The organism is Bradyrhizobium lupini, from assembly GCF_040939785.1.
GTDB lineage: Bacteria > Pseudomonadota > Alphaproteobacteria > Rhizobiales > Xanthobacteraceae > Bradyrhizobium > Bradyrhizobium canariense_D.
This window is the reverse complement of sequence record NZ_CP162553.1, coordinates 6540666-6560348: the sequence shown is the minus strand read 5'-3', so window position 1 is coordinate 6560348 and position 19683 is coordinate 6540666. Positions and strand designations below refer to the sequence as shown.

Below are 19683 nucleotides of genomic sequence, written 5' to 3'. Positions count from 1 at the left end.
GGGCTGGCACGGCTGCCAAATCGTGAGCAGACATATCCATTTGACGGGGATTTTACCAGTGCTAGCCTCGGCCGCGAGCGTTGTGCACAGGCCATAGCCCGCCATCGGCCGATCGATTCGCCCGGGATTAAAGCCATGAATGTCCCCTCGCTGCCCGCATCCCTCTCCGAGCCGGTGTCCACCGAGGGCGTGATCGCCGCCGGTGCCTATGTCGACGGCCGGCGCGTCGCCAATATTGCCATCAGCGAGGCCTCGAGCTGGCGGGCGAAGCCCGGCCACGTGGTCTGGATCGGGCTGCACGAGCCCGACATGGCGCTGCTCAGCGCGGTGCAGAAGCAGTTCGACCTGCACGAGCTTGCCATCGAGGACGCCAACCACGCCCATCAGAGACCGAAGATCGAGCAATATGGCGAGGCCCTGTTCATCGTGGCGCGAACCGCGCAACTGATCGAGGGCCGGATCGCCTTCGGCGAGACGCACATCTTCGTTGGCGAAGGCTATCTGGTCTCGGTGCGCCACGGCGCGTCGACATCCTACACGCCGGTGCGCGAACGTTGCGAAAGCTGCCCGCGAGCGCTCGCGCGCGGCGAGGACTACATCCTCTACGCCATCCTCGATTTCATCGTCGACAACTACTCGCCCGTGCTCGAGAGCATTCACGAAGAGGTCGAGAGCATCGAGGATGACGTGCTCTCCAAGGCGATCAGCAAGGCGCAGATCGAGCGGCTCTATATGCTGCGCCGCGACCTCTTGCGGCTCAGGACCGCGATCGGGCCGCTGGTGGAGGTCTGCCGCCGTCTGGAGCACGACGAGCTTGCGATGGTGCGCGCGACGATGCAGCCGCTGTTCCGCGACGTCACCGACCACGTCCGCAACATCCAGGAGCGGATCGATTCCATGCGCGAGGTGCTGGCCTTCGCCTTCGAAGCGAGCCTGCTGGTCGGCCAGGCCCAGGAGACGGCGGTCTCCAAGAAACTTGCCTCCTGGCTCGCGATCATCGCGATCCCGACCGCGCTTGCCGGCATCTACGGCATGAACTTCAAGCACATGCCGGAGCTGGACTGGGAGTACGGCTATTACACGCTGCTCGGCGTGATGCTGACGGCGTGCGGCGCGCTGTATTGGCGTTTTCGTCGGGTCGGATGGCTGTGAGCCATCCCGTTCACCCGATCAGCTCGACCCGGTAGTTCTCGATCACGGTATTCGCCAGCAGCTTGTCGGCGGCATCCTTCAACGCCGCCTCCGCCTTCGCCTTGTCCGTGCCCGCGAGCTCGATGTCGAACACCTTGCCCTGCCGGACGCTGGCGACGCCGTCGACGCCGAGCGACTTCAACGCACCCTCGATCGCCTTGCCCTGCGGATCGAGGATGCCCGTTTTCAACGTCACGGTAACACGTGCCTTCACGTCAGATTCCTCTTAGCTCTTCACCAGCACCGGGCCGGAGCCGGCCGGACGCTCGTTCTCCATGAGAATGCCGAGACGCTTGGCGACTTCGGTATAGGCCTCGAGCAGCCCACCGAGATCCCTGCGGAAACGGTCCTTGTCGAGCTTCTCGTTCGACTTGATGTCCCACAGGCGGCAGCTATCCGGCGAGATCTCGTCGGCGACGATGATCCGCATCATCTCGTTCTCGAACAGCCGGCCGCACTCCATCTTGAAGTCGACGAGGCGGATGCCGATGCCGAGGAAGAGACCGGTGAGGAAGTCGTTGACACGGATGGCAAGTGCCATGATGTCGTCGATCTCCTGCGGTGTCGCCCACCCGAAAGCGGTGATGTGCTCTTCCGACACCATGGGATCGTTGAGCTGGTCGTTCTTGTAGTAGAACTCGATGATCGAGCGGGGCAGCTGCGTGCCCTCCTCGATGCCGAGGCGCTGCGACAGCGAGCCGGCGGCAACGTTCCGCACCACCACTTCCAGCGGCACGATCTCGACTTCGCGGATCAATTGCTCGCGCATATTGAGGCGGCGGATGAAATGGGTCGGCACCCCGATGTCGTTGAGGTGCTGAAACAGGTACTCCGAGATCCGGTTGTTGAGGACACCCTTGCCCTCGATCACCTGATGCTTTTTCGCATTGAACGCGGTGGCGTCATCCTTGAAGTGCTGGATCAGGGTACCGGGCTCCGGGCCTTCGTAAAGAACCTTTGCCTTGCCTTCATAAATGCGACGCCGACGGCTCATGGGGATGTACCGTGTTTTGTTGAAATCCATGTATTTGGTGTGCTCCGGTTGACGAGACTACGACCCACAGCGGAGCTGCCGTGAACGGCCCGGAACCCCTAGAAAACAGAACGGGAACCCAGCCTGAGGCAACCTATCCGATTGGCTGTCCCAGCACAATCGATCCGGCCGTCCGGCATCAAACTTATACCGCCTTGCCTGCGGCTTAACGGCTCGTTGTTTTGCCGATTCCTGCCCCCTATCTAGGCATGCACCGGGGCTCTCGCAACGAGGGCCAGCCGGGTCCAGTCAGCAGGGAATTGGAAAAGGCATGAGCACGTTGGACAAGCGCGAGGAAGGCTTCGAGAAGAAGTTTGCCCTCGACGAGGAGCAGAAATTCAAGGCGGAAGCCCGCCGCAACCGGCTGCTCGGGCTGTGGGCGGCCGAAAAGCTCGGCATCACGGGTGATGCCGCCACGGCCTATGCCAAGGAGGTGGTCGCGGCCGATTTCGAGGAAGCCGGTGACGCCGACGTCCTGCGCAAGGTCATGGCCGATTTCGCCGCCAAGAACGTGGCCGTCACCGAACAGGCAATTCGCGCCAAGATGAACGAGCTGATCGCGGTGGCGGCGGCCGAGGTGAAGGCCGGGAAATAAGGCGAAGCATCATTCCGGGGCCACGTCTGCGACGCGCCCCCGGAATGCCAACCAGCTATCCCTCCTTGAACCCATATTCCGGCACGTTGCCGCTGGCGCCGTAATATTTGTACGGCAGGAATTTGCCGCTCATCGTGAACTTGACGCGGTCGCCCTTCGGATTCGCCACGCGCTCGATCGCCATGTCGAAGTCGATCGCCGACATGATGCCGTCGCCGAACTCCTCCTCGATCAGCGCCTTCCAGGCCGGGCCGTTGACCATCACCATCTCGTAGAAGCGGTAGATCAGCGGGTCGGTCGGCGGCATCGGCGTGCCGGTGCCGCGCATCGGCACCTCGTTCAGCATGGCGGTCTCCGCCTTCGACAGGCCGAACAGTTCGCCGGCGTTGGCCGCCTGCGGCTTCGTCAGTTTCATCTGGCCGAGGATCGCGCCTGTTATCAGCACCTCGGAATAGCCGCCGATCTTCTCGCAGATATATTTCCAGCTCCAGCCCTTCTCGCGCTTGATGTCGAGCAGCTTCTCGGTGAGGTCTTCGCGTTTCATGTCAGGGTCTCCTTGGCTAAGACTATGTCGCGCCGGCTCATTTCCTCGAGGCAGCGGATAGACGCGACGCTTTTTGTGCCACTTTGGCAGGCACGAAACGTGCCAATGACCGGGGCTACGGATTTACGTGCCTCGCCTCATCGCCTCGGCAATGCTTCCGTAAATCCCCTGATCGCATCGAGCACCGGCTGCTGATCGCCCGCGAAGAACCAGTGATCGTTGCCGTCGAGCTCGACGAATTGCGCACCTTTGATCCGGCTCGCCACATCGCGGCCGGCCGCGATCCGTACGGCCTTGTCGTCCCGACGATGCAACACCAATGTCGGCATGGCAATTTGCGGCAAAAGCTGCCGCACGTCGGCGTCGCGAAACGCCTCGAGCACGGCCGAGATGCCGCCGGGACTGGAGGCCGCGCGCAATAGCCCCGCCCACCATGCGCGGGCCTGGGGATCGCCGGCAAGGCTGGGTGCGAAGGTCTCAATCCCCACCGGACCTCCCCATTGCGCGATGAGGTGCTTGCTCCAGGCGTCGTACTGGCTGGCGCGCAACGCGTGCGGATAGTCCTGCGACCAGCAGCCCTTGGCCAATGCACCGAACAGGATGAGTCCGGCCACGAGACGCGGCTCGTCGACGGCGAATTTGATGCAGGCCGGCCCGCACTCGGATGCGCCGAACAGCACAACGCGGCGCGCATCCGCGGCGCGCAGCACGGTGCCGATATCCTCCGCGGTGACGTCGATATCAGGCGCCGACCCAACCCGGTCGGACAACCCGATCCCGCGACGATCGAACACGATCAGACGCCCCAGCTTCGTCAGTGAGGCCAGAAAGGTTCGGCTCGCCGGATGCTCCCAGGCGCGTTCCACATGCGATACGAAGCCGGGCATGACCAGGATGTCGAGCGGACCGCTGCCATAGGTCTGATACGCCAGATGCACACCGGCGCCCTTGACGTAGCGCGTCGCTGGTACAGAGTGTGCCGCCGCAGGACTCATCAACGCCGCGGTCTCGGCTTCCGGCGTAACACCAAGCTCGTCACGCAGCCGCCGCGTCAGTGCCGCATGGTGCCGCTCTGCCGCGCTGCGGTCGCCCGCCAGCAGCAGGCTGCGGATCAGATGCCGGCCATAGACCTCGCTCAAAGGATCGAGCTCGGCCAGACGGGTCGCATGCGCGGTCGCGGCGAAGTAGTCTCCGGCAGCGGTCTTGTCCTGCACCAGACGCTCCAGCGCGTGCATCAGCCGTCCCCGCAGCGCCTCGCGGCGGAAGAACGCCCAGTCGTCGAATTCCGGACAGCCCTCCGGCGAGAAGCCTGCGAGGAAATCTCCCCGATAAGTCTGGCAGGCTTCGTCAAAGTCACCGCGATCGCAGGCGCTCTCGAAAAAATGTGCATCGACCTGCAGCGCGACTGCCGGAGACCATCGCAGACTGATGCGGTCGGTCTCGAACACCTGCTGACCGAGCGTCAGCTCGATTCGGTGAAGCAGCCGCCGCAACCGCGCAAGGCCGGTCTCGCGGTCAGTTTCAGGCCACAGCAGCGTCGCCACGATTTCGCGGGCCACAGCGCCCTTGGCCTCCGCGAGATAGATCAGCAGCGCGAGGCCCTTGCGCAAGGCCAACTTGATCGGGCGGCCGTCGGCGTGGACCTCAGGGAACCCGAATGTCCCCAGCGAGAAAGCCGTCATGAAAGTCCTCCCTCCCCTTGCGGCGCCCCCCGGGGGACGCACAGGGGACGGTCCGGCAATAGCAGTCGGGGCAGATCGAGCCTGCTCGCGGGCGAGCAATTCAGGCTCCTGAATGCGGCACGGCTGCATCAGGCACAATAGGAAAAAACATGATCTCGCGCCTCCTGATCCTGCTCTACGCCATCGTGAGCTACGTCATCTTCACGGTCTCATTTCTCTATGCGCTCGGTTTCGTCGGCAATTATGTCGTGCCCAAATCGATAGATATGTCGATCGATAAGTCGATCGATGTCGGCAGCCCGACGGACCTGAGCGTGGCCGTCGTCGTCAACCTGCTGCTGATGAGCCTGTTTGCGATCCAGCACAGCGTGATGGCGCGGCCGGCCTTCAAACGATGGTCGGCCAAATTCCTTCCCCTCGCCTGCCAGCGCAGCACCTATGTGCTGCTTTCCAGCCTGATCCTGCTGTTGCTGTTCTGGCAGTGGCGTCCGATCCCGACGCCGGTCTGGCAAACGAGCGGAATAGCGGCCTGGTTGCTGATCGGCGTGCATTGGCTCGGCTGGCTGATCGCGTTCGCCTCCACCCACATGATCGATCATTTCGATCTGTTCGGCCTCCGCCAGGCCTTCGTCGCGTTCCGCGGGAGCGAGATACCAGGTCAATCGTTCAGAACACCGCTGCTCTACAAGATCGTGCGGCACCCAATCATGCTGGGTTTCCTGCTCGCGTTCTGGGCTACGCCCGAGATGACCGCCGGCCATCTGCTGTTCGCGCTCGCGAACACGGCCTACATCCTGATCGCCCTGCAGTTCGAGGAGCGCGATCTGATCGCCGAGTTCGGCATGACCTATCAGCAATATCGCCATCGCGTTCCGATGCTGGTGCCGCGTCTCTTCACGCGCCGCCCGGCGGACGAGCGCCAGCCCCCTCGCTCCGCTGGTGCACCCCGATGAGCGCAGTGCCATGCCGCGCATTTGCGGTCGAGCGGGGGCCCGTTCAGGTGGCAGCAAACGCCGCCGTGTTCGCTGATACCCTCGATGGGCTCGACGCCAGCCTATTTCTCGTCGACACAGACGGACGTCTGATTCACGCCAATACCGCCGGGCAGGCCATGCTCGATGCGAGCGACGTCCTCCTCGAGCTCCGTGGGGTTCTGATGGCCTGCGATAGCACGGTCAGCCAGACGTTGCGGCAAGTCTTCGCGGCAGCGGGACGCGGCGACCAGGCGCATGGCATCAACGGACTTGCGATCTCGATGATCGGGCTGGACGGAGAACGCCACGTCGCCCATGTCCTGTCGCTCACATCGGGCATGCGCCGCAATGCGTCTGCCGCCTGCAGCGCGGTTGCCGCACTGTTCGTCCGCAAGGCGGCGCTGACAATATTGCCTCGTTCGGAAGCTCTCCGTAACGCGTTCAAACTGACGCCAGCCGAACTGCGTGTGATGCTCGCGATCGTCGAACTCGGCGGCGTTCCCGAAGTGGCGGCGGCACTCGGCGTCGCCAATACGACGATCAAGACGCATGTCCGGCGCCTGTTTGAAAAGACCGGTGCAGCGCGACAGGCAGATTTCGTCAAGCTTGTCGCGGGATATGCGACGCCGTTACGCAAACCTGCCGAATGCAGACAATCCGTTGGAGCGACACGATGAGAGCAATTCTATGCAGCTCATTCACCGGACCCGGCGATTTGCGCCTTAGTGAAATCGACGAGCCGAAGCCGTCCGGCGACGAGATTCTGATCGCCGTCCATGCGGCCTCGGTCAGTTTCATGGACCAATTGGTGGTCTCGGGTCTCTATCAGATGCGGCCGCCGACGCCCTTCGTGCCCGGCACGGAAGCATCCGGTGTCGTCGTCGCGGTCGGCGACAAAGTCACGGGATTCGCGCCTGGCGACCGCGTGGCGTGCAGCGCCTGGACCGGCGGCTACGCCGAACGGATGATAGCGAAGGAATCGAAAACCGTGCGACTGCCGGATGGCGTCGCATTCGAAGCCGCGGCGACGGTGCTGCACAATTACGGCACGGCCTATTATGCGCTGGTCGAGCGGGCCCGGGCGCAGCGCGACGAAACGCTGTTCGTCACCGGTGCGGCCGGCGGAGTTGGCCTTGCCGCGGTCGACCTTGGCCGCCACCTGGGCCTGCGCGTCGTCGCCGGTATCGGCTCCGATGACAAGGCGAACCTGGTGCGCGCCTACGGTGGCAGCGAGGTCATCAACTATCGCACAGAGAATCTGCGCGACGGGATCAAGGCGATCACCGGTGGCGAAGGGATCGACATCGGCTTCGACAATGTCGGCGGCGCGATATTCGAGCAGATGGCCCGGTCGATGAAATGGGGCGGACGGCTGATGCCGATCGGCTTCACCAGCGGCGAAATTCCACAGCTCCCGATGAACCTTCCGCTGCTGAAGAACTATTCCATCCTCGGCGTCTTCGTCGGCGCCTGGGCGGAGAAATTCTCAGCTGATGCCGCGCGTATGAACGCCACGCTGATGCAATTGCTGGCCGAGGGAAAAATCCGTCCGCACATCGATCGCGTCCTTCGTTTGGAGGAGGCCGGAGAAGCCATGCGCGCCGTGGCCAACCGAACGGCTCAGGGGCGAATTGTCCTCAAGATCAGGTAAGGTGAGCCGGAAAGAGAGAACAAAACCGATGACACAGATCATCATCGACAAACGCTTTTGCGGTCCTCCGAACTCCGGCAACGGCGGCTATGTCTGCGGCCGGCTCGCCCGCCACATTCCCGGCGCCGCGGAGATAACGCTGCGCGCGCCGCCGGCGCTGGACACTCCGCTCGATGCGGTCGCAACCGACGACGGCACATGGGAGCTTCGCGACGGCAACAAGATCGTCGCGACCGGGCAGCCGGCAAGCGTGGAGCTTTCGCGACTGGAGACAGCCAGCTTCGAGGACGCCTGCGCCGCCGAATTGCTGACGCCGGTCAAGCCGCACGAGCATCCATTGCCGACATGTTTCGTGTGCGGTCCGGCAAGGGCGAAAGGCGACGGCTTGCGCATTTTTGCCGGCTCGCTCCGTGGTCACAACGCCGTTCTCGCGGCGAGCTGGACGCCGGATCAGAATCTCGCCGCCGACGACGGCCTCGTCGCGCCGGAATTCCTCTGGTCGGCGCTCGACTGCCCCACCGGTTTTGCCTGCAATTGCGATCCACAGAGCGGCGGCTTCGACAAGGCACCGCTGCTGCTGGGGCGAATGTCAGCACGGATCGAAGCCCGCCCGCGCCCGGGAGAACGCTGCATCATCACGGCCTGGCCCATCGGCCGCGACGGCCGCAAACGCGCGGCCGAAGCTGCGCTTCACGATGAAGCCGGGAGATTGCTGGCGGTGGCGCGAGCGACATGGATTGCGGTCCAGCGCGAAGTGCAGCTCGGACGTCCTTCGTAAGGTGGCCGAAGGCGCGCAGCGCCATGCCCAGCACTTCCGTCTCGGTACGTGAGATGGTGGCACGCTTCGCTTTGCCCGCCTTAGGAAGCCTGATCGAGGTCAGCGGCTCGCTCGCAGCGAAAGGAGCTCAACGTCGGCCGCCTGCTTCTCGATGAAGGTCTTCGGGCAATCGGCCGCCGCCTGATCCAACAGCCTAAGCGCCTCTTCCTTGGAGCCGCCCTGCAGTGCGCGCTCGGCAATATAGAAATTTGCCTCGCAGAACTGCCACTTTCTCTTCATCGGGTCGGCGTCGTCCGCCGCGCTGAGCACTTGCTCCGGCGTCATCTTGCCGAGAAAGAGATTGACGATCGGCGCGGGCCATTTCGTCGCGTCCAGCTGCTTCGCAGCCTCGCTCAGCCGGCTCTGTTGGTCGCTGCGCTTTGCAACGATTTCGCGCCATAAAACCGGATAGGCATCCTTTGGATTGAGCTGGATTGACTGATCGAGGTCAGCCAACGATTTTGCAAAAGAAGCGCTCTGCCAATAGACCCTTGCACGATGAAAGTAGGCGCGCGCATCCCTGGCATCGAGTCGTACAAGTTGATCGTAGTCCGCAAGCGAGCGGTCGAAGTCTCCTTTGGCCCTGTACGCGTTGCCGCGAGACGATATTGCATCCTTGTCCTTGGGATTTAGGCGAATCGCCTCATCGTAATCTGCGATAGCGCGGTCAAGATCGCCTTTCGCGTAGTAGGCTACCCCGCGAGCGCGGAGCACAGGGCCGTCCCCTGAAGCGAGTGCAATTGATTCACCCGCGACGGACGTGGAAATGGGGTCACCGTCCTGACCTTGAATCCGCGTCTGCCGACCACCCGAGATCCCTTGATCCTGATGTAGCAGCCGGATCACCTGGTCGTAATCGGCGATGGCGCGATCATAGTCGCCCTTTTGAGCATAGACGACACCGCGGCAGCCGTAGGCAGTCCGGCTTTGTGGATTCAGCTCGATGACCCGGTCGTAGTCGGCGATAGCGCGGTCGAGTTCGCCCAGCTGAGAGAAGGACTCGGCTCGGAAGTAGTAGAAATTCTCCTTCGTTGGCCTGATCGGCGTGGTTTGATCGAGTTCGGCCAATGCACGTTCTCTATTGCCCTTGGCGAAGTAAACCCGACCCCGGCACAGTTGGCCGCCGCCGGTTTGGGGGCTGATCTCGACCGCTCGATCACAGTCGGCCATGGCCCGATCCGGATCCCCCTTGCTAATGTAAGCAAGGCCTCGCTCGACATACGCTATGACATTGTCCGGATGGATCAGGAGAGCCTGATCATAGTCGGCGATGGCGCGGACGAAGTCTCGTCTCGCCCAATAGACGTGAGCACGTCCGATATATGCGTAGGTACTCTTCGGATCGAGCTCGATTGCCTTGGCGTAATCTGACAGCGCGGCCTCGGGCTGTCGCTTTTGAATAAACGCAGACGCCCTCGCGATACGGGCGTTCAGATTGCCCGGATCGCGCTCGATGATCTGATTGTAGTCCGCGATCGCAAAGTCGATCTCGCCCTTCTGGCGGTAGAACATGGCGCGGCGGAAATGCGCCATGATCACAGCTGGCTGCATACCGGTCGCTGCCTCGATCATGGCGGTGCAGCCCGCAATGCGGTCATCGACACTGAAATTGCCGCCGCGTTGCACTTGGCGCTCAAGGCCATTTCCGCACGAGCGCCCGATATTTCGAGCAAGGTCGCCAACGCCAACGCGCTTACGCCTGCTGCCGCACAAACGAGCGCGCGGCCTGTCATTCCGAACATGCAGTCCCCAACTCAATTCCCGGGGACGACATTAGCAACCGGTCATGCTCTTGCACAGCCCTCGGTTGCGGCGCTCGCAAACCGGCGGCGTGCCCAAAGTTATGTTGTTTCCGCCATCATCCCTGCAACCGTACCAGCTCCGCCTCGAGATCCCGCTCCACGTCCGCAGCCCGCATCTCGATCACGCGATAATCGCGCGCCTCGAGCCACGCCCGCCGCGACGCGCGATCCGCGACGATCGTCTCATTCTCGCCCGTGTTCACCAGTTCGATCGCGATCCGTTGCGGGAACGAGACGAAGTCCGGGATATGCCGCCCCACAGGAGTCTGGCGCTTGAACTGGCCTGCGAAGCGGCGGTCGCGTGTGAGGGCCTGCCAAAGCAGCCGCTCGGCATCGGTTGGGTTGCGGCGGAGCAGACGGGCGAGGCCGCGCACGGTGGAGCCGCTGTCGGGGACGCCGCCGCCCTGACCGTGCTCGGCCAAAAGCGCACGCAGCCGCGTTGCCTGCTCGCCGTCGAGCACGCCGCCTTTGGCCGGGCCCTTGCGCCCTTCCGCGATCGCCATCACGACCCCATGGAGGGTGTGCATGTCCTGTTTGGTCGGCTCCATCCGGCTGAAGATGTTGCGCAGGTTCACCAGCATGGTGTCGCGCTTCTCGGCCGGGCGCAGAAATTCGACCCGGTCGAGTTCGCGGATCAAATTGTCGAAGAAGGCCTGCATCTGGTGCTGCGAGGCGCGCTCAGAGCGCTCCGGCATGGCGTGCGGCAGCTCGCCGGAGGTCGCCCGCTTGAACCATTCGTAGCCGACCAGCAGCACCGCTTGGGCGAGGTTGAGCGAGGCAAAGCCCGGATTGACCGGGAAGGTAATGATGCGGTTGGCGAGCCCGACCTCCTCATTGGTCAGGCCCCAGCGCTCCCGGCCGAACAGGATACCGGCCTTGCCGCCGGCGGCGACGTGCCCGGAAATCTCGCTAGCTGCGGCTTCCGGCCCCACCACCGGCTTGGCTTGGTCATGGGGGCGCGCGGTGGTGGCGAACAGCAGGTCCAGGTCGGCGACGGCCTCACCGACCGTGTCGAACAATTCGACCTTGTCCAGAATATAGTCGGCCCCGGCCGCGGCGCGCTGGGCGGCGATGTTGGGCCAGCCGTCGCGAGGGTTGACGATGCGCAATCGGCTCAGCGCGAAGTTGCCCATGGCGCGCGCGGCCATGCCGATGTTTTCGCCAAGCTGCGGCTCGACCAGGATCACGATGGGACCGTCGAGGGAAAGGCCCGCTTTGCTCTTGTCAGTCCCGGACATCTCGCTTCGCTTTCACACTGGTTCTCAAGGTCTTGGACAGGCGCTCTTCATGAACTGATTCAAGGCCGGTCCTGACCTGGTCTCGACCTGCTCTCGGGCCGGCTGCCCGTTCGCCTGTCGTTTGCCTGTCCTGACGAAATTCTCAAGGGAAATAACGGGTTGGATTCGACTTTTGAATCTTGCCTGAACCCTCTGCCCGGCCCCCGCGGCAGGGCTCCTCCCGCCCCCCATCTGCGGAGGCTGGATGAGCTAAAAGTGCATAATCCCTTGGCTTTCGCCCGCTGCTATCAGGTGCTAAGAGGCGGCGGATATTCCCGTGGCGCGCCACAAGCGCCGTTCCCAAGAGGCTTCCCCGATCATGGCAAAAATCAAGGTGTCCAACCCCGTCGTCGAACTCGATGGCGACGAGATGACCCGGATCATCTGGCAGTACATCAAGGACAAGCTGATCAACCCGTTCCTGGATGTCGAGCTGCAATATTTCGACCTGGGAATGGAGTACCGCGACCACACCAACGATCAGGTCACGATCGACGCCGCCGAGGCGATCAAGAAGGTTGGCGTGGGCGTCAAGTGCGCCACCATCACCCCGGACGAAGCGCGGGTGAAGGAGTTCAACCTCAAGCAGATGTGGAAGTCGCCGAACGGCACCATCCGCAACATCCTCGGCGGCGTGATCTTCCGCGAGCCGATCATCTGCAAGAACGTGCCGCGCCTGGTTCCTGGCTGGACCAAGCCGATCATCATCGGCCGCCACGCCTATGGCGACCAGTATCGCGCCACCGACATCAAGTTCCCGGGCAAGGGTACGCTGACGATGAAGTTCGTCGGCGAGGACGGCACCGTCATCGAGAAAGAAGTGTTCAAGACCCCGGGCGCCGGCGTCGCGATGCAGATGTACAATCTCGACGATTCCATCATCGACTTCGCCCGCGCATCGTTGAATTACGGCCTGCTGCGTAACTACCCGGTCTATCTCTCGACCAAGAACACGATCATGAAGGTCTATGACGGTCGGTTCAAGGACATCTTCCAGGACATCTACGAGCGCGAGTTCAAGAAGGAATTCGACGCCAAGGGCCTGACCTACGAGCACCGCCTGATCGACGACATGGTCGCCTCCGCGCTGAAATGGTCCGGCGGTTATGTCTGGGCCTGCAAGAACTACGACGGCGACGTGCAGTCCGACACGGTGGCGCAGGGCTACGGCTCGCTCGGCCTGATGACCTCGGTTCTCCTCACCCCCGACGGCAAGACGGTAGAAGCCGAAGCTGCCCACGGCACGGTCACCCGCCACTACCGCGAGCATCAGAAGGGCAAGGAGACCTCGACCAACTCGATCGCATCGATCTTCGCCTGGACCCGTGGCCTGTCGCACCGCGCCAAGCTCGACAACAATGCCGAGCTCGCCAAGTTCGCAAACACCCTGGAGAAGGTCTGCGTCGACACCGTCGAGGAAGGCTACATGACCAAGGACCTCGCGCTCCTGGTCGGCGCCGACCAGCGCTGGCTCTCGACAACCGGCTTCCTCGACAAGGTCGCCGAGAACCTCGGCAAGGCGCTGGCGGCGTAAGCCGTCTGCAATTTCGCCCGACTGGGCCGGACATCATCACGGGCCGCGTCGCAAACGCGGCCCGTTCGCTTATTTGGACCTTTGCGCGGAGATGCGACCATGTCGATCAAGCTTGCCGTCCCCTGCCTGTTGCTGCTCGCTGGACCGGCTGTGGCCGCCGACCCGCTTCCCGACGCCATCGCCGCGCCCGGCGAGAGCATCGTGCTCAGCGTCCACGCCGAGGGCGCGCAGGTCTATGAATGCAAGGCCGGCACCGACGGCAAGCTCGCCTGGGCTTTTCGTGAACCGATCGCCACCCTGCTCGCCGAGGGCAAGACGATCGGCCGGCACTATGCCGGACCGAACTGGGAGCATGCCGACGGCAGCGCCGTGGCCGCCAAGGCCGCCGGCAATGCGCCGGGTACCACTGCCGCCGACATTCCCTGGCTGAAGCTGGAAGTGACCGCCCACCGCGGCAGCGGCGTCCTCACGCCCGTTACCACGGTTCAGCGCATCAACACCCATGGCGGCAAGCTCGACGGCGCGTGCGACAAGGCCGGCGACTTCAAGAGCGCGCCCTATTCAGCCGACTACGTCTTCCTGAAGAAGGGCTGAGCGCTCAGCGGTCGGTGCCGTCGCGCTCCGCCTGCGCCAGCTCCGCCACCGCAAGGTCACCGCTGCCCTCCAGTCGCGCCTTTGCGGTCTTGTGGACGTGCGCGGCCAGCGTCGGCATGCGTTCGATCAGGGCGTGAAAGTCGTGGGCGTCGAGCACCAGCAGCCGGGTCTTGCGTGTCGCCGTCACCGTGCCGCTGCGTTTTGTCTTATGCAGCAGCGCGATCTCGCCGAAGAACGTGCCATCCGCGAGCCGCACCTGCTGGTTCGGCAGCGCGATCTCGACCTCGCCGGCGGTGATGAAATACATCGACGAAGCCGCATCGCCCCGCCGCACCAGGATCTCGCCCTGCTCGATCGTGCGCGCCCGCAGCAGCCGCATGATGTCGGCGATCTCGGATGCGCTGAGATGCGAGAACAGCGGCACCCGCGCCAGCATACCCCAGGTGACCACGAAGTCGCGCCGCTTCACCTCTTCCGCAAACGCCGTCGAGATAATCGCGACCGGCAGCGCGATCATGGCAAAGCCGCTGATGATGGTGAAGACGGAGATGAACTTTCCGAGCGCCGTCACCGGCACGACGTCGCCGTAACCGACGGTGCCAAGCGTCACGATCGCCCACCACATCGCCTGCGGAATGGTTCCGAGCTTGTCCGGCTGCACGTCGCGCTCGATGGCATAGAGCAGCGAGGCAAACGTCAGAACCGCGCCGATCAGGATGACGATGCAGCCGATCAGCGCCCGCCGCTCCGCGTGCACGGCCGCGAGCAGCGACCGCATCGCCGGCGAGTAGCGCACCAGCTTGAAGAACGGCAGCACGCCGAGCGCTGCCAGCGTCGCATGCCGGCCCGTGGCTAGCACGACCGCGGCCGGCAGAAACGCGAGCAGATCGATGATGCCGAGTGCGGAGAAGACATAGCTGAGCCGGTCGGACAGCGCGGACGCTGCGCGCTGGGTATGGCCCGCCACGGTCCACAGCCGCGCCGCATATTCCAGCGCGAACACGATCACGGACAGGATGGTGATCGCCGAAAACAGCGCGCCGAATTGCGCGTCCAGCTCCGGCACCGAGGCAAGGATCATCGCGGCGACATCGAGCACGATGACGCCGATGATCAGCTGGATGAAGCGCGACCCGACCGAGTAGGCCAGCGGATCATGCTCCAGCAATTCGTAGAGGCGATCCCTCAGATTGGGATCGCGAAGCCCAATTCCTCGCGGAACGGGGCGCACCTGCCTACGCGCCGGCCGATTTTTGTTCAGCCATGGCTTTCTCGATCGCCGTGAGCGCCGCGGCCGCATTGGCGCCATCAGGGCCGCCGGCCTGCGCCATGTCGGGCCGCCCGCCGCCGCCCTTGCCGCCGAGCGCTTCGGAGGCGACCTTCACCAGATTGACTGCATTGAAACGCGAAGTGAGGTCCGCGGTGACGCCGACCACGACGCCGGCCTTGCCATCCTCGGTGACGCCGACGATAGCGACGACGCCGGAGCCGATCTGCTTCTTGCCGTCGTCGGCAAGGCTCTTGAGATCCTTCATCTCGATGCCCTCGACCGCGCGCGCCATCAGCTTGACGTCGCCGACTTCGCGCACACCTGAGGCCGCGCCGTTGCTCGAAGCTGCACCGCCGCCCATCGCCAGCTTCTTGCGGGCGTCGGAGAGTTCGCGCTCGAGCTTCTTGCGCTCCTCCATCAGAGCGGCAATGCGCGCCGGGACGTCGTCGATCGAGGTGCGCAGCTCGTGGGCCGCGGTCTTCGCCAGCGCCATGGTGTCGTTGGCGTGTTTTCGCGCGTAGTTGCCGGTTAAAGCCTCGATGCGGCGCACGCCGGAGGCGACCGCGCTCTCGCCCGTCAGCGTGATCAGCCCGATGTCGCCGGTCCGCCTGACATGCGTGCCGCCGCAAAGTTCGACCGACCAGCCGAGTGCGTTGGCGCCGCGCTCGCGCGCGGTCCGGCCCATCGAGACGACGCGAACCTCGTCGCCATATTTCTCGCCGAACAGGGCGCGTGCGCCGGCCTCACGGGCCTCGTCCACGCCCATGACGCGGGTCGAGACTTCGTCATTCTCCAGCACCACCTCGTTGGCGATGTCCTCGACGCGCGCGAGCTCTTCCGCCGTGATCGGCTTCGGATGCACGAAGTCGAAACGCAGCCGATCCGGCGCGACCATCGAGCCGCGCTGGGCGATGTGGTCGCCGAGCACCTGGCGCAGCGCCTCGTGGATGAGATGGGTCGCCGAATGATGCGCGCGGATCGAAAAACGCCTGCCGTGATCCACTTCGAGCTGCAGCGCGGTGCCGAGCTTCAGCTCGCCGCTCTCCAATGTGCCGACGTGAACGAAGAAATCACCGAGCTTCTTCTGGGTGTCGGTGACGCGGAACTTGATGCCGCCCTCGCCGGTCAATACGCCGGTGTCGCCGACCTGGCCGCCGGACTCCGCGTAGAACGGCGTCTGGTTCAGCACGATCGCGCCCGTCTCGCCGGCCTTGAGGCTCGTGGCTTCCTTGCCGTCCTTGACCAGCGCAGTCACCACGCCTTCAGCGCTCTCGGTCTCGTAACCCAGGAATTCGGTTGCGCCCAGCTTCTCACGCAGCGGGAACCAGATCGCCTCGGAAGCCGCTTCGCCCGACCCCTTCCAGGACTCGCGCGCCTTGGCCTTCTGACGCTCCATCGCGTCGGTGAAGGAAGCCTGGTCGACGCTGATGCCGCGCGACTTCAGCGCGTCCTGCGTCAAATCGAGCGGGAAGCCGTAAGTGTCGTACAGCGTGAAGGCGACGTCGCCGTCGAACATGTCGCCCTTCTTCAAGGACGCGCTCTTCTCGTCGAGAATGGCGAGGCCGCGCGTCAGCGTCTTGCGGAAGCGGGTTTCTTCCAGCCGCAGCGTTTCCTCGATCAAATTTTCCGCGCGCATCAGATCCGGATAGGCCTGGCCCATCTCGCGCACCAGCGCCCAGACCAGGCGATGCATCAGCGGTTCTTGCGCACCGAGCAGCTGCGCATGGCGCATCGCGCGGCGCATGATCCGGCGCAGCACATAGCCGCGGCCCTCGTTCGAGGGCAGCACGCCGTCGGCGACGAGGAAGGCCGACGAACGCAGATGGTCGGCGATGACGCGGAACGAGGCCACGGTCTTCTCGTCCGGTCCGCTTCCGAGCGCCGACGCCGTCGCGTCGATCAAATGACGGAACAGGTCGGTCTCGAACACGCTGTCGACGCCCTGCATGATGCAGGCCATGCGCTCCAGCCCCATGCCGGTGTCGATCGAGGGACGCGGCAGCGCCACGCGCTCCTCCTTCGTCACCTGCTCGTACTGCATGAAGACGAGATTCCAGAATTCGAGGAAGCGATCGCCATCCTCCTCAGGCGAGCCCGGAGGCCCGCCCCAAATGTGCTCGCCGCGATCGATGAAGATCTCCGAGCACGGCCCGCACGGGCCGGTGTCGCCCATCGCCCAGAAATTGTCCGAGGTCGGGATGCGGATGATGCGGTCCTCGGAGAAGCCCGCGATCTTCTTCCACAGCCCGGCCGCCTCGTCGTCGGTGTGGTAGACCGTGACGAGCAGCTTGTCTTTCTTGAGCCCGAACTCCTTCGTGATCAGCGTCCAGGCCAGCTCGATCGCGCGCTCCTTGAAATAGTCGCCGAAGGAGAAGTTGCCGAGCATCTCGAAGAAGGTGAGATGGCGCGCGGTGTAGCCGACATTGTCGAGGTCATTGTGCTTGCCGCCGGCGCGCACGCATTTCTGCGAGGTGGTGGCGCGCTGATAGGGCCGCTTCTCGACGCCGGTGAAGACGTTCTTGAACTGCACCATGCCGGCATTGGTGAACATCAACGTCGGATCGTTGCGCGGCACCAATGGCGAGGACGACACGATCTCGTGGCCGTTCTCGGCAAAGAAATTCAGAAAGGTCGACCTGATCTCGTTGACGCCGCTCATGTTCATCCAATCGGGTGTGCTTGCACCCGCCTTCCAGCCATCCAAACCGCAAGTTTGGGCTGATATCTGCGGGCCAATGCGCTTTTAGACAAGGCCAGCTTGGCTGTCCAGAAACTGTGCAGCCAGATCAAGGCGTTGCCGCAGTCGCGTAATCCGTTGGAAAGCCGCCGATGCCGCGTTGACAGGCTTGGCCGGCCTGTGGTCTTTACCTATCTGTATCGTACGGCCACGTCGGGAGAGACCGGCACTGGTAGCCGGCGCCGAAGGAGCAACCGCCCCGGAAACTCTCAGGCAAAAGGACCGCGTGGCTTTGACAGCATCTGGAAAGAGGCGCCGACGGGCCAAGACCTTTTAAAGGGTAGGTTCGGACAGCGTCCGCCGACGGGATAATACTCTCAGGCACAGCGACAGATGGGGCTTCGACTGGTGTCCACGGGAAATCGTTCCCGGGGAACCGCCGAGGGCCCCCCGATGCTTGCGCGCGACGACAAAGACTCCCTGAAACGCACCCCCTTTACGACCGGCATGTCTCGCTCGGCGGCAAGATGGTGCCGTTCGCGGGCTATGACATGCCCGTGCAATATCCGGCCGGAGTCCTGAAGGAACACCTTCATACCCGCAACGCAGCCGGCCTGTTCGATGTCTCCCACATGGGCCAGATCGCACTCAGGCCGAAATCCGGCAAGGTCGAGGACGCCGCCCGCGCGCTGGAAGGACTGGTGCCGCAGGATATCTTGGCGATCGCGCCGGGCCGGCAGCGCTACGCCCAGTTCACCAATGCCGAGGGCGGGATTCTGGACGATCTGATGGTCGCCAATTTCGGCGATCACCTCTTCCTGGTCGTCAACGCCGCCTGCAAGGCCGAGGACGAGGCGCATCTGCGCGCGAATCTCTCGGACGACTGCATGATCGATTCGCTTGCCGACCGCGCGCTGATCGCGCTGCAGGGGCCGAAGGCGGGATCGGCGCTGACGAAATTGTGTGCAGAAGCACCCGCCATGAAATTCATGGATTCCGGTCCGCACAAGGTCGCCGGCCTCGACTGCTTCGTCTCGCGCTCCGGCTATACCGGCGAGGACGGCTTCGAGATTTCGGTTCCTGCCGGCGATGCCGAACGGCTCGCCAAGGCCCTGCTGGACAATCCTGACGTCATGCCGATCGGGCTCGGCGCCCGTGACAGCCTGCGGCTCGAGGCCGGGCTTTGTCTTTACGGCCACGACATCGACACCGCGACCACGCCGGTCGAGGCCGCACTGGAATGGTCGGTGCAGAAGAGCCGCCGCACCGGCGGCGCGCGAGCCGGGGGCTTCCCCGGCGCGGCAAAGATTCTCGCCCATTTCGACCATGGCGCATCCCGCCGCCGCGTCGGCCTGCGCACCGAGGGCCGCGCGCCGGTGCGCGAAGGCGCGCTGCTGTTTGCGGATGCGACCTCCGCCGAGCCGATCGGAAAGGTCACCTCGGGCGGTTTCAGCCCGAGCCTGAATGCGCCGGTCGCGATGGGCTATGTGCCCACCGCATCGAGCGCGATCGACACAAAACTCTTCGCCGAGGTGCGCGGCCAACGCCTGGCCGTGCAAATCGCCGCCATGCCCTTCGTGAAAAACACCTACAAACGCTGAGGACCGAGAAAATGACCACGACGCTGTACACCTCCGACCACGAATGGCTCGCGATCGACGGCGATGTCGCCACCGTCGGCATCACCGACTACGCGCAATCGCAGCTTGGCGACGTCGTGTTCGTCGAATTGCCCAAGCTCGGCCGCACGCTGAAGAAGGCCGAACCCGCCGCGGTCGTGGAATCGGTGAAGGCCGCATCGGACGTCTACGCGCCGGTGACGGGCGAAGTGCTCGAGACCAACGCCGCGCTCGCCGCCGAGCCCGCACTGGTGAACTCGGATGCGCAAGGCGCGGCCTGGTTCTTCAAGATCAAGATTGCCGACAAGAGCGAGCTCGGCGGTCTGATGGACGAAGCCGCCTACAAGGCCCACACGGCGTGAGATGATGCGAACTCTGACCTCATATTCGGTGTCATCGTCCGCGAAGGCGGACGATCCAGTA

The 19683-nt window shown here is 63.9% G+C and carries 18 protein-coding genes and 1 riboswitch; of the genes, 10 read left to right on the top strand and 8 right to left on the bottom strand.

All coding sequences use genetic code 11. The features are described 5' to 3' along the window. The first annotated feature begins 135 nt into the window (after positions 1-135). The gene (locus tag AB3L03_RS31210) at positions 136-1152 is read left to right on the top strand and encodes a magnesium and cobalt transport protein CorA (protein ID WP_018455523.1); all 1017 of its coding nucleotides are present in this window, start codon (positions 136-138) and stop codon (positions 1150-1152) included. Between the two features lie 10 nt (positions 1153-1162). Here AB3L03_RS31210 and purS read toward each other — a convergent pair whose 3' ends face one another. After that, positions 1163-1405: a phosphoribosylformylglycinamidine synthase subunit PurS gene (purS, locus tag AB3L03_RS31205; RefSeq protein ID WP_026232966.1), complete on the bottom strand. Its 243-nt coding sequence runs from the start codon at positions 1403-1405 to the stop codon at positions 1163-1165. 12 nt (positions 1406-1417) lie between these two features. Continuing rightward, the gene (gene purC / locus AB3L03_RS31200; protein ID WP_008974302.1) at positions 1418-2185 is read right to left on the bottom strand and encodes a phosphoribosylaminoimidazolesuccinocarboxamide synthase; all 768 of its coding nucleotides are present in this window, start codon (positions 2183-2185) and stop codon (positions 1418-1420) included. Positions 2186-2495: 310 nt separating this feature from the next. On the opposite strand from purC, the gene AB3L03_RS31195 reads away from it, so the two are divergent. Further along, positions 2496-2819 (top strand): DUF1476 domain-containing protein, encoded by a 324-nt coding sequence (locus AB3L03_RS31195; protein WP_018455521.1) that lies wholly within the window; start codon positions 2496-2498, stop codon positions 2817-2819. A gap of 55 nt (positions 2820-2874) precedes the next feature. Here AB3L03_RS31195 and cynS read toward each other — a convergent pair whose 3' ends face one another. Beyond that, positions 2875-3363 (bottom strand): cyanase, encoded by a 489-nt coding sequence (gene cynS, locus AB3L03_RS31190; protein WP_018455520.1) that lies wholly within the window; start codon positions 3361-3363, stop codon positions 2875-2877. 137 nt (positions 3364-3500) lie between these two features. Beyond that, entirely contained in the window at positions 3501-5045 is a 1545-nt protein-coding gene (locus tag AB3L03_RS31185; protein ID WP_368507649.1) for an alpha/beta fold hydrolase, read from the bottom strand. 149 nt (positions 5046-5194) lie between these two features. Between AB3L03_RS31185 and mddA the strand changes: the two genes are divergently transcribed. Genes mddA through AB3L03_RS31165 form a run of 4 tightly spaced genes read left to right on the top strand, consistent with a single transcriptional unit; the run spans position 5195 to position 8448 of the window. Next, complete coding sequence (gene mddA, locus AB3L03_RS31180) at positions 5195-5998, top strand: methanethiol S-methyltransferase (protein WP_368507648.1); 804 nt, start codon at positions 5195-5197, stop codon at positions 5996-5998. Then, positions 5995-6696 carry a LuxR C-terminal-related transcriptional regulator gene (locus tag AB3L03_RS31175; RefSeq protein WP_051112990.1) on the top strand — a complete coding sequence of 234 codons (702 nt, stop codon included), beginning with the start codon at positions 5995-5997 and terminating at the stop codon, positions 6694-6696. The genes mddA and AB3L03_RS31175 overlap by 4 nt, the downstream gene beginning before the upstream one ends. After that, a complete protein-coding gene (locus AB3L03_RS31170; RefSeq protein WP_368507647.1) occupies positions 6693-7670 on the top strand; it encodes an NADPH:quinone oxidoreductase family protein in 978 nt (325 codons plus the stop codon). The genes AB3L03_RS31175 and AB3L03_RS31170 overlap by 4 nt, the downstream gene beginning before the upstream one ends. Positions 7671-7698: 28 nt before the next feature. Beyond that, positions 7699-8448 (top strand): PaaI family thioesterase, encoded by a 750-nt coding sequence (locus AB3L03_RS31165; RefSeq protein ID WP_368507646.1) that lies wholly within the window; start codon positions 7699-7701, stop codon positions 8446-8448. A 99-nt stretch (positions 8449-8547) separates the two neighbouring features. On the opposite strand, the gene AB3L03_RS31160 is transcribed toward AB3L03_RS31165, so the two are convergent. Both AB3L03_RS31160 and AB3L03_RS31155 read right to left on the bottom strand, forming a co-directional pair. Continuing rightward, positions 8548-10113 carry a tetratricopeptide repeat protein gene (locus AB3L03_RS31160; protein ID WP_368507645.1) on the bottom strand — a complete coding sequence of 522 codons (1566 nt, stop codon included), beginning with the start codon at positions 10111-10113 and terminating at the stop codon, positions 8548-8550. Between the two features lie 232 nt (positions 10114-10345). After that, the gene (locus tag AB3L03_RS31155; RefSeq protein WP_368507644.1) at positions 10346-11527 is read right to left on the bottom strand and encodes a TrmJ/YjtD family RNA methyltransferase; all 1182 of its coding nucleotides are present in this window, start codon (positions 11525-11527) and stop codon (positions 10346-10348) included. 358 nt (positions 11528-11885) lie between these two features. On the opposite strand from AB3L03_RS31155, the gene AB3L03_RS31150 reads away from it, so the two are divergent. Together AB3L03_RS31150 and AB3L03_RS31145 are read left to right on the top strand one after the other, a co-directional pair. After that, a complete protein-coding gene (locus tag AB3L03_RS31150) occupies positions 11886-13100 on the top strand; it encodes an NADP-dependent isocitrate dehydrogenase (protein WP_018456365.1) in 1215 nt (404 codons plus the stop codon). A 99-nt stretch (positions 13101-13199) separates the two neighbouring features. Beyond that, positions 13200-13694, top strand: a complete 495-nt coding sequence (locus AB3L03_RS31145) for a DUF3455 domain-containing protein (protein WP_247337317.1) — start codon at positions 13200-13202, stop codon at positions 13692-13694. 4 nt (positions 13695-13698) lie between these two features. Here AB3L03_RS31145 and AB3L03_RS31140 read toward each other — a convergent pair whose 3' ends face one another. Both AB3L03_RS31140 and alaS read right to left on the bottom strand, forming a co-directional pair. After that, positions 13699-14925 carry a cyclic nucleotide-gated ion channel gene (locus tag AB3L03_RS31140; RefSeq protein ID WP_368507643.1) on the bottom strand — a complete coding sequence of 409 codons (1227 nt, stop codon included), beginning with the start codon at positions 14923-14925 and terminating at the stop codon, positions 13699-13701. A 4-nt stretch (positions 14926-14929) separates the two neighbouring features. After that, the gene (gene alaS / locus AB3L03_RS31135) at positions 14930-17623 is read right to left on the bottom strand and encodes an alanine--tRNA ligase (protein WP_026233155.1); all 2694 of its coding nucleotides are present in this window, start codon (positions 17621-17623) and stop codon (positions 14930-14932) included. A gap of 222 nt (positions 17624-17845) precedes the next feature. Then, positions 17846-17935: riboswitch (glycine riboswitch) on the top strand. A gap of 233 nt (positions 17936-18168) precedes the next feature. On the opposite strand from alaS, the gene gcvT reads away from it, so the two are divergent. Then, positions 18169-19242: a glycine cleavage system aminomethyltransferase GcvT gene (gcvT, locus tag AB3L03_RS31130; protein ID WP_368507642.1), complete on the top strand. Its 1074-nt coding sequence runs from the start codon at positions 18169-18171 to the stop codon at positions 19240-19242. 11 nt (positions 19243-19253) lie between these two features. Further along, positions 19254-19622, top strand: a complete 369-nt coding sequence (gene gcvH / locus AB3L03_RS31125; RefSeq protein WP_027567642.1) for a glycine cleavage system protein GcvH — start codon at positions 19254-19256, stop codon at positions 19620-19622. The last annotated feature ends 61 nt before the right edge of the window (positions 19623-19683 follow it).